The organism is Novosphingobium arvoryzae, from assembly GCF_014652615.1.
In the GTDB taxonomy this organism is placed as follows: domain Bacteria; phylum Pseudomonadota; class Alphaproteobacteria; order Sphingomonadales; family Sphingomonadaceae; genus Novosphingobium; species Novosphingobium arvoryzae.
The window spans coordinates 136,277-149,636 of sequence record NZ_BMZD01000003.1; the positions used below are offsets into that span (position 1 = coordinate 136,277).

Consider the following 13,360-nt stretch of genomic DNA (forward strand, 5'->3'; position numbering starts at 1 on the left):
AAATATTGCAATAATTTGCGGGTGATTGACGCTGGGCTTCCTGACTTATGGGGAGGCAAGCATGAAGGGTCGCATCCTGGTGTTGCTGGCAATGGCGTCACTATCCGCTGGCGCCGCCGCGCAAACGGCACCGATTTCGCGGACGGTTCCGGTCATTTACACGGGAACCGTTACGTCCTCTGCCAGCGACACGATCATGGTGCGACAGCCGGATGGCACACTGGCGCGCTATACCGGTCCGTTGCCAGACTTTCCCTACAAGGTCGGGGATCAGGTCACGATCAGTTTCGACGCGACGCTGCCGACCCGCGCTTTCTATGACAGCGGGGTCTATCAGGGGCAGATCGCGGCCGATGGCATTTATCGCATCGGGATCAGTTCGCCCTATTACAACGGTGGATTGACGCCGGGTGGCGTGGGTTCGGGCTCCATTCCCGAAGTCAGCGGTCCGATCGGGGGCGCGCTCAATGCCGGGCAGCCGACCAATCTCAACATGACAATCGTCTACGATTACAATGCCGATACCTACTCGATTGTCGCGGCTGGCGATTTCAGTTCGGGGGCATACGCGGGCCCCGGCTACAAGTTCGACGCCGCAAGCGGCAGCTATGTTGGCTGCGCGGGTGGTGCCGCTTGCACCACCTATGCCGGGGCGGACCCCATCCTGTTCGGTCTTCGCCAGAACGCGGATGGCTCCATCGCCACGGGCAATGTCGGCATCATGTCGACCGATCCGGGCAGCGGCACCGGCACCGGGTTTTTCAGCCTGTTGTTCAGCGGATCGTGGAACCTGCCATCATTCGGCGGCGGGGGCGGGGCGACCCCGGTTCCCGAACCGGGCATGCTGGGGTTGTTTGCCGGAGCGGTGGCGCTTGTGTTTCGCCGGCGGCGCAAGCGGCCCGACCCTGCCTGAGCGCTGCCTCCGCCCCTTTACTTTGCAGGCAATCCGGCTAGTGCGCTGGTTCGCGATTTGTCGGAGAGTGACCCCATGCGTGCCGAAGGGCAGGCCCATATTGACCGCATCAACGCCGCGCTGGCGCTGGTCCGCAAGTTCCTTGACTGGGAGCGGGCGCTGCGCCGCTTTGACGAGTTGAACGCGCGGGTCGAGGACCCGAAGCTGTGGGATAACCCCAAGGAAGCCGAAGCCGTGATGCGCGAGCGGCGCCGCCTTGAAGCGTCGATCGGCACGGTCAACCAGATCAGCCAGGAAATGGCCGACGCCATCGAATACGTCGAACTGGGCGAGGCCGAGGGCGATGATGCGACCGTGCAGGAAGGCCTGTCGGCGCTGGCCGCACTGGCCGAACGCGCCGATGCCGACAAGGTCCAGGCGCTGCTGGCGGGCGAGGCCGACGCCAACGATGCCTATCTCGAAGTCCATGCGGGCGCGGGCGGGACGGAAAGCCAGGACTGGGCGGAGATGCTGCAGCGGATGTACACCCGCTGGGCGGAGCGGCATGGCTACAAGGTCGAACTGGTCGACTACCACGCGGGCGAACAGGCCGGGATCAAGAGCGCGACGTTGCTGATCAAGGGCGAAAACGCCTATGGTTATGCCAAGACCGAAAGCGGGGTGCATCGTCTGGTGCGGATCAGCCCGTACGACAGCTCCGCCCGCCGCCACACCAGCTTCAGCTCGGTCTGGGTCTATCCGGTGATCGATGACGACATCGACATCGAGATCAATCCCGCCGACCTCAAGATCGACACCTACCGTGCATCGGGCGCGGGCGGGCAGCACGTGAACACCACCGATTCGGCCGTGCGCATTACCCACGTGCCGACCGGCATCGTCGTCGCCAGCCAGAACGACCGCAGCCAGCACAAGAACCGCGCGACCGCGATGAACATGCTGAAGGCGCGCCTCTATGAAGCCGAACTGGCCAAGCGCGAGGCGGAAGCCTCGGGCGAATACCAGGCCAAGACCGAAATCGGTTGGGGCCACCAGATCCGCTCCTACGTGCTGCAGCCCTATCAGCTGGTGAAGGACCTGCGCACCGGCGTGACCTCTACCTCGCCCGACGATGTGCTCGACGGGGCGCTCGATCCCTACATGGCTGCCGCGCTGGCGCAGCGCGTGACCGGTGAAAAGGTGCAGGTGGAGGACGACGATTGAGGCCGCTTGCAGCCTTGCTGGGCGCTGTTCTGGCCCTGGCCGGCTGCACCCAGTCCCCGGACGACAACGCGGATCGGCCGGAAACCTCGCGCGAGTTCCCGCGCGCCTATCGGCCGGTCTCCGCGCTGGGCGCTTATGAGGTTTCGACCGAGGACCAGCGCGATGACCGGGGCGAGGCGCAGGTGGTGATGGACCTGGCGCAGATCGGCGCGGGCACGACCGTTGCCGATATCGGCGCGGGCGAAGGGTACTACACCGTGCGTCTGGCGGAACGGGTGGGGGCCAAGGGCCGCGTACTGGCGGTGGACATCGATCCCGGCGCGATCCAGCGGCTTGGCCAGCGGATCGAGCGCGAGCGGCTCGACAACGTCTCGATCAAGACCGGCGCGCCAGACGATCCACGCCTGCCGGAATCCAGCTTTGACCGGATTTTCCTGGTCCACATGTATCACGAAGTGGGCGAACCATACGCCTTCCTGTGGCGGCTGCGCCCTGCGCTGCGCCCCGGCGGGCAAGTGATTGTGGTGGATATCGACCGACCTACCGACCAGCACGGCATACCACCGGCGCTGCTTTTCTGTGAATTTCAGGCGGTGGGCTTTCGCTTGGTGGAATTTGTCCGTAAACCGGAGCTGAAGGGTTATTACGCGCAGTTCGAGGCGATCGGCGACCGGCCGGAGCCCGCTGCGATCAAGCCGTGCAACACGGCCCAGGGGAAGACGGGAGCGCAATGAGTTTCAAGGGTTTGAAGCCAATCCTTTACGGTGGCCGGGAAGTGTGGCCGCTGGTCGAAGGGGGCAAGGGCGTGGCGGTTTCGAACCACGCCAGTTCCGGCGCGTGGGCGGCCGCCGGCGGCATCGGGACGGTCAGCGCGGTCAACGCCGACAGCTACGATCCCGAAGGCAAGATTGTTCCGCAGGTCTATGATCAGCTGACCCGCAAGGAACGGCACGAACAGCTGATCCAGTACGGGATCGCGGGCGCGGTCGAACAAGTGAAGCGCGCGTTCGAGATTTCGAATGGCAAGGGCGCGATCAACATCAACGTGTTGTGGGAAATGGGCGGGGCCCAGCAGATCCTGGAGGGCGTGCTGGAACGCACCCGCGGGATGGTCGCGGGGGTCACGTGCGGCGCGGGCATGCCCTACAAGCTGTCGGAAATCGCCCAGCGCTACAACGTCAACTACCTGCCGATCATCAGCTCCGCGCGCGCTTTCCGGGCGCTGTGGAAGCGGGCCTATCACAAGGTGTCCGACCTGATGGCCGCCGTGGTCTATGAAGATCCCTGGCTGGCGGGCGGGCACAACGGCCTGTCGAACGCGGAAGACCCGCGCAAGCCAGAAGATCCCTATCCCCGCGTCAAGGCCCTGCGCGACACCATGCGCGCCGAGGGCGTATCGGACAGCGTGCCGATCGTCATGGCGGGCGGCGTGTGGTTCCTGCGGGAATGGGAAAACTGGATCGACAACCCGGAACTGGGCAGCATCGCCTTCCAGTTCGGCACGCGGCCGCTGCTGACGCAGGAAAGCCCGATCCCGCAGGCGTGGAAGGACCACTTGCGCACGCTGGAGCCGGGTGACGTGCTGCTGCACCGCTTCTCGCCCACGGGGTTCTACAGCTCGGCCGTGCGCAACCCCTTCCTGCGCGAGCTGGAAGGGCGTTCGGAGCGGCAGATTCCCTATTCCAAGGTCTCTGCCGGTGAACATACCGCCCAGCTCGATGTGGGCGTGCGGGGCAAGAACTTCTGGGTGGCACCGGCCGATCTGGACCGGGCGCGGGCCTGGTTCGGCGCCGGGTTCACCGAAGCGCTGCGCACCCCGGACGATACCGTGGTGTTCGTCTCGCCAGAGGAACGCGCGGTGATCCAGCAGGACCAGAAGGACTGCATGGGTTGCCTGTCGCACTGCGGCTTCTCGTCGTGGAAGGATCATGACGATTACACGACCGGGCGGCTGGCCGATCCGCGCAGCTTCTGCATCCAGAAGACCCTGCAGGAAATCGCGCACGGCGGCGACATCGACCGGAACCTGATGTTTGCGGGCCACGCGGCCTATCGCTTCAAGCAGGACCCGTTCTATTCGAACAATTTCACCCCGACGGTGAAGCAACTGGTCGACCGGATCCTGACCGGCGACTGATCGTCATCTTCGCGGGACAAACAGAAGGGCGGCGGAACACCGGGTTCCGCCGCCCTTTCTTGTGTGCCCGCTGGCGGTGTGCCTGGACTCAGTCGAGTTCCCAGGCCCGCTCGCCATGGCTGGCCAGGTCGAGACCTTCGCGTTCCTCGTCCTCGCTGACCCGCATCGGCAGGACAAGGCTGACCAGCACGGCGATCACCGCACTGATGACCGCCGACCAGATCGCGACCACGCCCACGCCCACGAACTGCGCGGCGACTTGCGAAGCCATCGTCGTGCCTTCGGCATAGCCGGTTCCGCCGAAATCGGTCGAGAGGAACACGCCCAGCAAGAGCGAACCGATAATGCCGCCAACACCGTGGACGGCAAAGACGTCGAGCGAATCGTCGACGCCCAGCCGCTGCTTGATGATCTGGATCATCGGATAGCAGGCCAGCGCCGCCAGCACGCCGAACAGGATCGCCGCGCCGGGCGAGATGAACCCGGCCGCCGGGGTGACTGTTGCCAGCCCGGCAATGGCGCCGGTGGCAAAGCCGACGCTGGTCGATTTCTTCACGGTCAGCTTTTCGATCAGCAGCCACACCAGCGCGGCCGTTGCCGCCGCGGCATGGGTGTTGATGATTGCGCTGGCGGCGTCATCGTTGGCGGCGAGTGCCGATCCGCCGTTGAACCCGAACCAGCCCACCCACAGCAGCGCCGCGCCAGCCATCGTCAGCGAGGGACTGTGCGGCAGCATCAGGGTCTTGGGAAAGCCCTGTCGCTTGCCCAGCAGCATCGCGGCCACCAGTGCCGAAACGCCCGCCGTGGTGTGAACGACGATCCCGCCTGCGAAATCGAGCGTGCCCATGGTGGAGGCCAGCCAGCCACCGCCCCAGACCCAATGGGCGACCGGGGCATAGACCAGCAGGCTCCACACCGCGCAGAACGCCACGACCCAGCCGAACCGGGCGCGATCGACCCACGCGCCGACCATCAGGGCGGGCGTGATCGCCGCGAACGTCAACTGGAACAGCGCAAAGGCGCTTTCCGGAATGGCGGTGCCATCGCGGACATTGCCCAGATCGATCAGCATCCATGCATTGCCAGCGCCGAACCAGCCATTCGTGACGCCCCCGAAGGCCAGCGTGTATCCGCACACGATCCACAGCAGCGAGCCGATGGCGGCGATGGCGCCGACCTGCACCAGCACCGACAGGAAGTTCTTGGCGCGCACCAGGCCGCCATAGAACAGGGTCAGGCCCGGCATGGTCATCATCAGCACCAGCGCAGAGGAAATCAGGATCCAGGCGGTGTCGCCGGTATCGGCCACGTCCTCCGCGGTTACTTCCACGCCTTGGGCGCGTGCGGCCACGGGTAGCAGGGTGGCAGCGAGGGCAAGCCCTGGAGCCATAAGGTTACGCATCTGGATTGTTCTCCCCCGGTCGCCCTGCCAGCCGCAGGGGCGAACCCTCAGGGCAATGGCTTAGAGCAACGATTGCAGTGTGCGCAAGCCGCGTTTCGACGGGATATTTCAAAACGGCGCGCCACGGCGCACGCGTTGCGCCTTGGGGCCTGATTCTAGGCCCAGCCTTCCAGCACCTGATCGGGCGGACGGTGTCCATCCGCCCAGAAGCGGATGTTGGCCACGACCTTTTCCCCGGCGTGGGCGCGTCCCTCGATCGTGGCGCTGCCCAGGTGGGGCAGGGTGATGACGCTGGGCAGGGCAATCAGACGGGGATCGACTTGCGGTTCACTGGCATAGACGTCCAGCCCCGCGCCGCCGAGGCGGCCGTTCTCGAGAGCCTCGATCAGGGCGGCTTCGTCGATCAGGTCGCCGCGCGCGGTGTTGATCACGCAGGCGTCGGGCTTCATCAGCGCGATCCGCCGTGCATCGAGGATATGGTGGGTATCGCGGCTGGCCGGGCAGTGCAGAGTAAGAATGTCGGATTCCGCGATCATCCGGTCCAGATCGGCCTGGTGGCGGGCACCCAGCATGTTCTCGACGCTGGCGGGCAGGCGGTGGCGGTTGTGATAGACGATGTCCAGCCCGAAGGCGCGGGCGCGGTGGGCCACGGCCTGGCCGATGCGGCCCATGCCGATGATGCCCAGTTGCCGGCCCGCGATACGGTGGCCCAGCAGGCGCGAGGGCGCCCAGCCGGTCCAGCGTCCGTCGCGGACCAGGCGGCTGCCTTCGCCCACGCGGCGCGGAACGGACAGGATCAGCATCAGCGTGATGTCTGCCGTGTCATCGGTGAACACGCCGGGGGTGTTGGTGACGATGACCTTGCGCGCCCGCGCGGCGGCCAGGTCGATATGTTCGATCCCGGCACCGAAATTCGCGATCAGCCCGGTGCGCAGGCCGTCCGCACCATCGGCAGCCTCGGCCAGCATCGCGGCATCGATCCGGTCAGTCACGGTCGGCACCAGCACATCGGCCGTGCGCATCGCAGCGACCAGTTCCGCGCGCGACAGCGGGCGATCTTCCTCGTTGAGCGTAACATCGAACAGTTCCGCCATCCGCGCCTCGACCGAAGGCAGCAGGCGGCGGGTCACGTGGACGCGCGGCTTACCCGCGACGCGGCGGGTGGCGGGAGTATCGGTTACGATCGGCATCACCAATTCGCTAGGCCGGGCAGGGGGGATGGGTCAAGCGGCTTGAACGGCAGGCCATCCGGGGGCTATCTGCATCGCATGTTCAAACCTCGTTTCCTGGCCCTGATGCTGGCTGGCTCAATCCTTCCCGCCGCACCTGCCTTCGCGCAGGATGCCGAAGTTCCCTATTGGGCGTCGATCCGCGCGCCGGAAGTCAACATGCGGGCCGGTCCGGGTGAGGATTACCGCATCAGCTGGGTCTATCGCCGCCCGCAACTGCCGATCAAGGTGCTGCGGCTGAAGGAAGGCTGGCGCCTGGTGCAGGACCCGGACGGGGCGCAGGGCTGGATGCTGGCCCGGTTCCTGACCCGCCAGCGCGGCGGTTACATCACGGGAAAAGGAACGGCCGACATGCGCGAGAGCGGCGAGGCGGGAGCCAAGCTGCTGTGGCGGCTTGAACCCGGCGTAACCGGGCTGCTGGGGGATTGCCAGAATGGCTGGTGCGCGTTCAGCGTCGGTGAACGCAAGGGCTTTGTCGAGCAGGCCCGGATCTGGGGGGCGGGGGAGCCCTGAGGCCCCACCCGCCAACCCGGCGGTCTGATCAGACCAGTTCCACCGCAACGGCCGTGGCTTCGCCGCCGCCGATGCACAGGGCGGCCACGCCCTTGGTCTTGCCGTAAGTCTGCAGCGCGGAAATCAGCGTTGCCAGGATGCGCGCGCCCGAAGCGCCGATCGGGTGGCCCAGCGCGGTCGCGCCGCCGTGGACGTTCACCTTGTCGTGCGGGATGCCCAGGTCGTGCATCGCGAACATGGTGACACAGGCGAAGGCTTCATTGACTTCGAACAGGTCCACGTCCGCCGCGCTCCACCCGGCCTTGTCCAGCACCTTGGTGATCGCACCGACCGGAGCGGTGGTGAACTTGGCCGGTTCATGCGCATGCGCGGCCATGGCGACGATCCGGGCGACGGGCTGCTGGCCCTTGGCGGCGGCCACCGACTGGCGGCTGATGACCAGCGCGGCCGCCCCGTCAGAGATCGACGAGGCGTTGGCGGCGGTGATCGTGCCGTCCTTGGCGAACGCGGGCTTCAGGGCCGGGATCTTGTCCGGGCGGCCCTTCTTGGGCTGCTCGTCCTCGGTCACGGTCACTTCGCCGGCGCGGGTCTTGATCGTGACGGGCACGATTTCGCGGGCGAACTTGCCGGTCTTGGTCGCTTCCTGCGAACGGGTGAGCGAAGCGATCGCGAATTCGTCCTGCGCTTCGCGGGTCAGCTGGTATTCGTTGGCGGTCACCTGGGCAAAGCTGCCCATCGCGCGGCCCGGTTCATAGGCGTCTTCCAGCCCGTCAAGGAACATGTGGTCATAGGCGGTGTCGTGGCCGATCCGCGCGCCAGACCGGTGCTTCTTCAGCAGATAGGGGGCGTTGGTCATCGATTCCATGCCGCCCGCGACGACATAGTCCACGCTGCCCGAAGCCAGCGCTTCCGCGCCCATGATCACGGCCTGCATGCCCGATCCGCACATCTTGTTGACAGTGGTGGCCTCGACCGAAGTGGGCAGGCCGGCCTTCAGCGCGGCCTGGCGGGCCGGGGCCTGGCCCAGACCGGCGGACAGCACGCAGCCCATGTAGATGCGCTCGATCGCCGCGCCATCCACGCCCGCGCGCTCGACCGCGCCCTTGACCGCGATAGCGCCCAGTTCAGGAGCCGGAACATCGGCCAGTTCGCCCTGCATGCCGCCCATCGGGGTGCGCGCATAGGACAGGATGACGACGGGATCGTTTGCCGAGAAAGTGGCCATGTTCGTACCTTTCGCTGATACTGAAAGCGGGATTGCGCGCGGGCATAATGCTGCACTGCGGTAAAGGCAATCGTGCTTGCGCCAGTCCGCCGCTTGCCAAGCTGCGGGCTATCGGCAAGAACGGTGGCAAATCAAAACTGGAGAGCGACCCGTGTCCGATACCGAAATCGCCCGCATGCAGGCTGTTCTGGCCAAGCAGCGCACCGCCTTTACCGCTGCCATGCCCGAAGCGCTGTCCGTCCGGCGTGACCGGATCGACCGCGCGATCGCGTTGCTGATCGATCACAAGGATGCCTTTGCCAAGGCGGTTTCGGCCGACTTCGGGCATCGCAGCACCGAACAGACGCTGATGACCGACATCATGCCGTCGGTCAGCGCGCTCAAGCACGCCCGCAAGCATTTCGAGGCATGGTCACGCGATGAAAAGCGCAAGCCCACGTTTCCGCTGGGGCTGTTGGGGGCACGGGCCAACGTGGTTTACCAGCCCAAGGGCGTGGTTGGCGTGATCGCGCCGTGGAACTTCCCGGTCGGCATGGTCATGGTGCCGATGGCGGGGATCCTGGCCGCCGGCAACCGGGCGATGGTCAAGCCTTCCGAGTTTACCGAGCGGGTGGCCGATCTCATGGCCGAAGTCGTCCCGCAGTATTTCGCCGAGGACGAAATGGCCGTGTTCACGGGCGGGGTCGAGGTCGGCACGGCGTTTTCCAGGCTGCCGTTCGATCACATGATCTTCACCGGCGCGACCAGCGTGGGCAAGCACATCATGCGCGCGGCGGCGGACAACCTGGTGCCGGTGACGCTGGAACTGGGCGGCAAGTCGCCAACGTTCGTCGGGCGCAGTGCGAACAAGACGCTGACCGGGGAACGCATCGCGCTCGGCAAGATGCTCAACGCCGGGCAGATCTGCCTTGCGCCCGATTACCTGCTGGTCGCGAAGGAGCAGGAAGGCGAGGTGATCGACAGCATCACGCGCGGGGTCACCACGATGTACCCGACCCTGCTCCAGAACGATGACTACACCTCGGTCGTCAACGGCCGCAATTACGAGCGGCTCCAGGGCTACCTGGCCGACGCGAAGGAGAAGGGCGCCGAGCTGATCGAGGTCAACCCCGGCGGCGAGGACTTTGCCGCGTCCAACGGCAACAAGATGCCGCTGACCATCGTGCGCGGCGTAAACGATGACATGAAGGTTATGCAGGAGGAGATCTTCGGCCCGATCCTGCCGGTGATGACCTATGATAGCATCGATCAGGCGATCGATTACGTGAACGCGCACGATCGCCCGCTGGGCCTCTATTATTTCGGGCAGGACAAGGCCGAGGAATCCAAAGTGCTGGGCCGGACGATCTCCGGCGGCGCGACGGTGAACGATGTGGTGTTCCACAACGCGATGGAAGACCTGCCGTTCGGCGGGGTCGGGCCATCGGGGATGGGCAACTATCACGGGATGGATGGCTTCAAGACGTTCAGCCACGCCCGCGCGGTCTATCGCCAGCCCAAGCTCGACGTGGCCAAGCTGGCCGGGTTGAAACCGCCCTATGGCAAGTCCACCCATGCCACGCTGGCGCGAGAGTTGAAGAAGTGATCCCGCGCCTGCTCCCCCGGCCGGGTCCGGGGGAGCAGGGCCAAATACGGTAACTTTTGCGGGAATATCCGGGCTTCACCCACTTGCGCCGGGGCCATGCCGGGACTAGGGCGCGGTCAACCGTTTGCAACGCCGAGTCAGGCTCCCAAGAGGGTTATCCGTGGTCGACCTCTCGCAATATCTGCCGATCCTGATCTTCCTGGGGATCGCGCTCGCCCTGTCGTCGCTGTTCGTGTTCCTGCCGATGGGCGTGGCCCGGCTGACCGGCACGCACAACCCGAACGCGGAAAAGCTCAGCGAGTATGAATGCGGCTTCCCCGCGTTCGAAGACCCGCGCAGCCAGTTCGACGTGCGGTTCTACCTCGTCGCCATCCTGTTCATCATCTTCGATCTCGAAGCCGCGTTCCTGTTCCCCTGGGCGGTCAGCCTGGGTGAAACCGGCTGGGCGGGCTGGGTGACGATGATGGTGTTCCTGGCCGAACTGGTGATCGGCTTCATCTATGCATGGAAGAAAGGGGCGTTGGATTGGGAATGAGCACGCCAATGACCACTCCTCTCGTCAACGCTGCGGGTCAGCCGCTGGGCGGTCCTGCCACTGGCGGGGCCGTGACTGCGCCCGATCAGGGCTTTTTCAACGACCTTAACGCCGAAGTGCATGACAAGGGCTTCCTCGTCACCAGCACCGAGGAACTGTTCCAGTGGGCCCGCACCGGCTCGCTGTGGTGGATGACCTTCGGCCTGGCCTGCTGCGCGGTGGAGATGATCCACGTGAACATGCCGCGCTATGACATGGAACGCTTTGGCGTCGCCCCGCGCGCGTCTCCGCGCCAGTCGGACGTGATGATCGTGGCGGGCACGCTGTGCAACAAGATGGCTCCGGCGCTGCGCAAGGTCTATGACCAGATGTCGGACCCGAAGTACGTCATCTCGATGGGTAGCTGCGCCAATGGCGGTGGCTATTATCACTACAGCTATTCGGTGGTGCGCGGGTGCGACCGCATCGTGCCGGTGGACATCTATGTCCCCGGCTGCCCGCCGACTGCCGAGGCGCTGCTCTATGGCGTGATGCAGCTGCAGCGGAAGATCCGCCGCGCCGGCACGCTGGAACGCTGAGGGGGCCGGACCGATGGCAGTACTCCATTCCGCCCCGAAGTTCGCTTCGAACGAAGGCGTGCTCGATGCGCTGACGGCGGCGCTGGACGGCAAGTTCGTCGCCGGCCGCGAAGAACACGGCGAAGTCGTGATCACCGTTGCACGCGCCGAAATCGCCAACGCGCTGCGCATCCTGCGCGACGAGCATGAATACCAGCAGCTGATGGAAATAGCTGGCGTTGACTATCCTGACCGGGCCGAACGGTTCGAGGTGGTCTATTGCCTGCTCTCCGTCACCAAGAACCACCGCGTGATCGTCAAGACCTGCGCCGCCGAGGATACCCCGGTGCCGACCGTGACAACGCTCTGGCCGGTCGCTGGCTGGCTGGAACGCGAAGTGTTCGACATGTTCGGCGTCATTTTCGACGGCAACACCGATCTGCGCCGCATCCTTACCGACTACGGTTTCGAAGGGCATCCCTTCCGCAAGGACTTCCCGCTGACCGGCTATGTCGAGCTGCGCTATTCCGAGGAAGACAAGCGCGTGGTCTATGAACCCGTCCAGCTGGCCCAGGACTTGCGCCAGTTTGACTTCATGAGCCCGTGGGAAGGTGCGGATTACGTGCTGCCGGGCGATGAAAAGGCAGAAGGAGCCAAGTCGTGAGCCTTCAGCTGGAACAGTCGCCGACCACCGGCGACGAAGTCATCACCAACTACACGATCAACTTCGGGCCGCAGCACCCGGCGGCGCACGGCGTGCTGCGCATGGTGCTGGAACTGGACGGCGAGATCATCGAGCGCGTCGATCCGCACGTCGGCCTGCTGCATCGCGGCACCGAAAAGCTGATCGAGCACAAGACCTACCTGCAGGCGCTGCCCTATTTCGACCGGCTCGACTATTGCTCGCCGCTGGGGATGGAGCACAGCTACGTCCTGGCGGTCGAAAAGCTGCTCAACGTCGAAGTGCCGCTGCGCGGGCAATACCTGCGCGTGCTGTTCGCGGAACTGACCCGCATCTGCAACCACATGCTCAACATGGGGTCGCACGTGATGGACGTCGGCGCGATGACGCCGAACCTGTGGCTGTTCGAAATCCGCGAGGATTGCCTCAACTTCTTCGAACGCGCATCGGGCGCGCGCATGCACTCCGCGTGGTTCCGCCCCGGCGGCGTGCACCAGGACGTCCCGGAAAAGCTGCTGGTCGATATCGGCGAATGGCTCGACACGCGTCTGCCGACGCTGTTCGAGGACGCGATGAGCCTGGTGGTCGACAACCGCATCTTCAAGCAGCGCAACGTCGATATCGCCGTGGTTAGCAAGGAAGATGCGCTGGCGTGGGGTTTCTCCGGCCCGATGATCCGCGGCGCGGGCATCCCGTGGGACATCCGCAAGTCGCAGCCTTACGACGTCTATGACCGCATGGAATTCGATATTCCGGTGGGCACCAACAGCGACTGCTATGACCGTTTCATGGTCCGCGTCGAGGAAGTGCGCCAGTCGGCCCGGATCATGAAGCAGTGCCTGGCGCAGATGCCGTCGGGCCCGGTGGCCAGCACCGACCGCAAGGTTTCGCCGCCCAAGCGCGCCGAGATGAAGCAGTCGATGGAAAGCCTGATCCACCACTTCAAGCTCTATACTGAAGGCTTCCACGTTCCGGCCGGTGAAGTCTACGTGGCGACCGAAAGCCCCAAGGGCGAGTTTGGCGTCTACCTGGTGTCGGACGGCTCGAACAAGCCGTACCGCTGCAAGATTCGGCCGACCGCGTTCTCGCACCTGCAGGCGATGGATTTCATGTGCAAGGGCCACATGCTGCCCGACGCCACGGCCATCCTCGGCGCGATCGACGTCGTGTTCGGGGAGTGTGACCGGTGATCCTGCGCGACGCAGCGATCTATGTGGCGGTGTTCGCGGCCTTCGCTTCGGCGGTGGCAGCGTATCTCTATGCGTTTCACGGCACATCGTCGCTGAAGGAAGTATTGTCGACCGCCTTTACCGGCACGGTCGGGGTGGCCCTGGGCCGCATGATTGAACGGAGAATGGCCCGTGGCTGATCTGATCGCC

The 13,360-nt window shown here is 65.2% G+C and carries 14 protein-coding genes; 11 read left to right on the plus strand and 3 right to left on the minus strand.

Annotation, left to right across the window (positions count from 1 at the left end):
- Positions 1-61: 61 nt before the first annotated feature.
- The 4 genes from IE113_RS07195 (at position 62) to IE113_RS07210 (ending at position 4,253) form a co-directional block, all read left to right on the plus strand.
- Positions 62-913: a PEP-CTERM sorting domain-containing protein gene (locus IE113_RS07195; protein WP_189539947.1), complete on the plus strand. Its 852-nt coding sequence runs from the start codon at positions 62-64 to the stop codon at positions 911-913.
- 75 nt (positions 914-988) lie between these two features.
- Positions 989-2,116, plus strand: coding sequence for a peptide chain release factor 2 (gene prfB / locus IE113_RS07200; RefSeq protein ID WP_189539949.1), 1,128 nt, complete (start codon positions 989-991; stop codon positions 2,114-2,116).
- Positions 2,113-2,850 (plus strand): class I SAM-dependent methyltransferase, encoded by a 738-nt coding sequence (locus tag IE113_RS07205; RefSeq protein WP_229822188.1) that lies wholly within the window; start codon positions 2,113-2,115, stop codon positions 2,848-2,850. Before prfB ends, IE113_RS07205 begins: the two co-directional genes overlap by 4 nt.
- The gene (locus IE113_RS07210; RefSeq protein ID WP_189539951.1) at positions 2,847-4,253 is read left to right on the plus strand and encodes an NAD(P)H-dependent flavin oxidoreductase; all 1,407 of its coding nucleotides are present in this window, start codon (positions 2,847-2,849) and stop codon (positions 4,251-4,253) included. Before IE113_RS07205 ends, IE113_RS07210 begins: the two co-directional genes overlap by 4 nt.
- Before the next feature lie 88 nt (positions 4,254-4,341).
- Here the strand turns inward: IE113_RS07210 and IE113_RS07215 are convergent, their stop codons facing one another.
- Entirely contained in the window at positions 4,342-5,643 is a 1,302-nt protein-coding gene (locus IE113_RS07215; protein WP_189540676.1) for an ammonium transporter, read from the minus strand.
- Positions 5,644-5,810: 167 nt separating this feature from the next.
- On the minus strand, positions 5,811-6,845 hold the full coding sequence (locus IE113_RS07220; RefSeq protein ID WP_189539953.1) for a 2-hydroxyacid dehydrogenase: 1,035 nt from the start codon (positions 6,843-6,845) through the stop codon (positions 5,811-5,813).
- A gap of 78 nt (positions 6,846-6,923) precedes the next feature.
- Here IE113_RS07220 and IE113_RS07225 point away from each other — a divergent pair, with 78 nt between their 5' ends.
- Positions 6,924-7,397 carry an SH3 domain-containing protein gene (locus tag IE113_RS07225; protein WP_189539955.1) on the plus strand — a complete coding sequence of 158 codons (474 nt, stop codon included), beginning with the start codon at positions 6,924-6,926 and terminating at the stop codon, positions 7,395-7,397.
- A 28-nt stretch (positions 7,398-7,425) separates the two neighbouring features.
- Here the strand turns inward: IE113_RS07225 and IE113_RS07230 are convergent, their stop codons facing one another.
- A complete protein-coding gene (locus IE113_RS07230; RefSeq protein WP_189539957.1) occupies positions 7,426-8,622 on the minus strand; it encodes an acetyl-CoA C-acyltransferase in 1,197 nt (398 codons plus the stop codon).
- Positions 8,623-8,797: 175 nt separating this feature from the next.
- On the opposite strand from IE113_RS07230, the gene IE113_RS07235 reads away from it, so the two are divergent.
- The 6 genes from IE113_RS07235 to IE113_RS07260 all read left to right on the plus strand — a co-directional run bounded on the left by IE113_RS07235 (position 8,798) and on the right by IE113_RS07260 (position 13,350).
- Entirely contained in the window at positions 8,798-10,207 is a 1,410-nt protein-coding gene (locus IE113_RS07235; protein ID WP_189540678.1) for a coniferyl aldehyde dehydrogenase, read from the plus strand.
- 160 nt (positions 10,208-10,367) lie between these two features.
- Positions 10,368-10,742, plus strand: coding sequence for an NADH-quinone oxidoreductase subunit A (locus IE113_RS07240; RefSeq protein WP_189539959.1), 375 nt, complete (start codon positions 10,368-10,370; stop codon positions 10,740-10,742).
- A complete protein-coding gene (locus tag IE113_RS07245) occupies positions 10,739-11,320 on the plus strand; it encodes a NuoB/complex I 20 kDa subunit family protein (protein WP_373297849.1) in 582 nt (193 codons plus the stop codon). The genes IE113_RS07240 and IE113_RS07245 overlap by 4 nt, the downstream gene beginning before the upstream one ends.
- A 13-nt stretch (positions 11,321-11,333) precedes the next feature.
- Positions 11,334-11,963 (plus strand): NADH-quinone oxidoreductase subunit C, encoded by a 630-nt coding sequence (locus IE113_RS07250; RefSeq protein ID WP_189539963.1) that lies wholly within the window; start codon positions 11,334-11,336, stop codon positions 11,961-11,963.
- Positions 11,960-13,171 (plus strand): NADH-quinone oxidoreductase subunit D, encoded by a 1,212-nt coding sequence (locus tag IE113_RS07255; RefSeq protein ID WP_189539965.1) that lies wholly within the window; start codon positions 11,960-11,962, stop codon positions 13,169-13,171. Before IE113_RS07250 ends, IE113_RS07255 begins: the two co-directional genes overlap by 4 nt.
- A complete protein-coding gene (locus IE113_RS07260; RefSeq protein ID WP_189539967.1) occupies positions 13,168-13,350 on the plus strand; it encodes a hypothetical protein in 183 nt (60 codons plus the stop codon). The genes IE113_RS07255 and IE113_RS07260 overlap by 4 nt, the downstream gene beginning before the upstream one ends.
- Positions 13,351-13,360: the final 10 nt, after the last annotated feature.

Excerpts from the sequence above, each read along its gene's own strand:
- IE113_RS07195 (WP_189539947.1), top strand. The coding sequence starts at position 62 with ATGAAGGGTCGCATCCTGGTGTTGCTGGCAATGGCGTCACTATCCGCT.
- prfB (WP_189539949.1), top strand. The coding sequence starts at position 989 with ATGCGTGCCGAAGGGCAGGCCCATATTGACCGCATCAACGCCGCGCTG.
- IE113_RS07210 (WP_189539951.1), top strand. The coding sequence starts at position 2,847 with ATGAGTTTCAAGGGTTTGAAGCCAATCCTTTACGGTGGCCGGGAAGTG.
- IE113_RS07215 (WP_189540676.1), bottom strand. The coding sequence starts at position 5,643 with ATGGCTCCAGGGCTTGCCCTCGCTGCCACCCTGCTACCCGTGGCCGCA.
- IE113_RS07220 (WP_189539953.1), bottom strand. The coding sequence starts at position 6,845 with ATGCCGATCGTAACCGATACTCCCGCCACCCGCCGCGTCGCGGGTAAG.
- IE113_RS07225 (WP_189539955.1), top strand. The coding sequence starts at position 6,924 with ATGTTCAAACCTCGTTTCCTGGCCCTGATGCTGGCTGGCTCAATCCTT.
- IE113_RS07230 (WP_189539957.1), bottom strand. The coding sequence starts at position 8,622 with ATGGCCACTTTCTCGGCAAACGATCCCGTCGTCATCCTGTCCTATGCG.
- IE113_RS07235 (WP_189540678.1), top strand. The coding sequence starts at position 8,798 with ATGCAGGCTGTTCTGGCCAAGCAGCGCACCGCCTTTACCGCTGCCATG.
- IE113_RS07245 (WP_373297849.1), top strand. The coding sequence starts at position 10,739 with ATGAGCACGCCAATGACCACTCCTCTCGTCAACGCTGCGGGTCAGCCG.
- IE113_RS07250 (WP_189539963.1), top strand. The coding sequence starts at position 11,334 with ATGGCAGTACTCCATTCCGCCCCGAAGTTCGCTTCGAACGAAGGCGTG.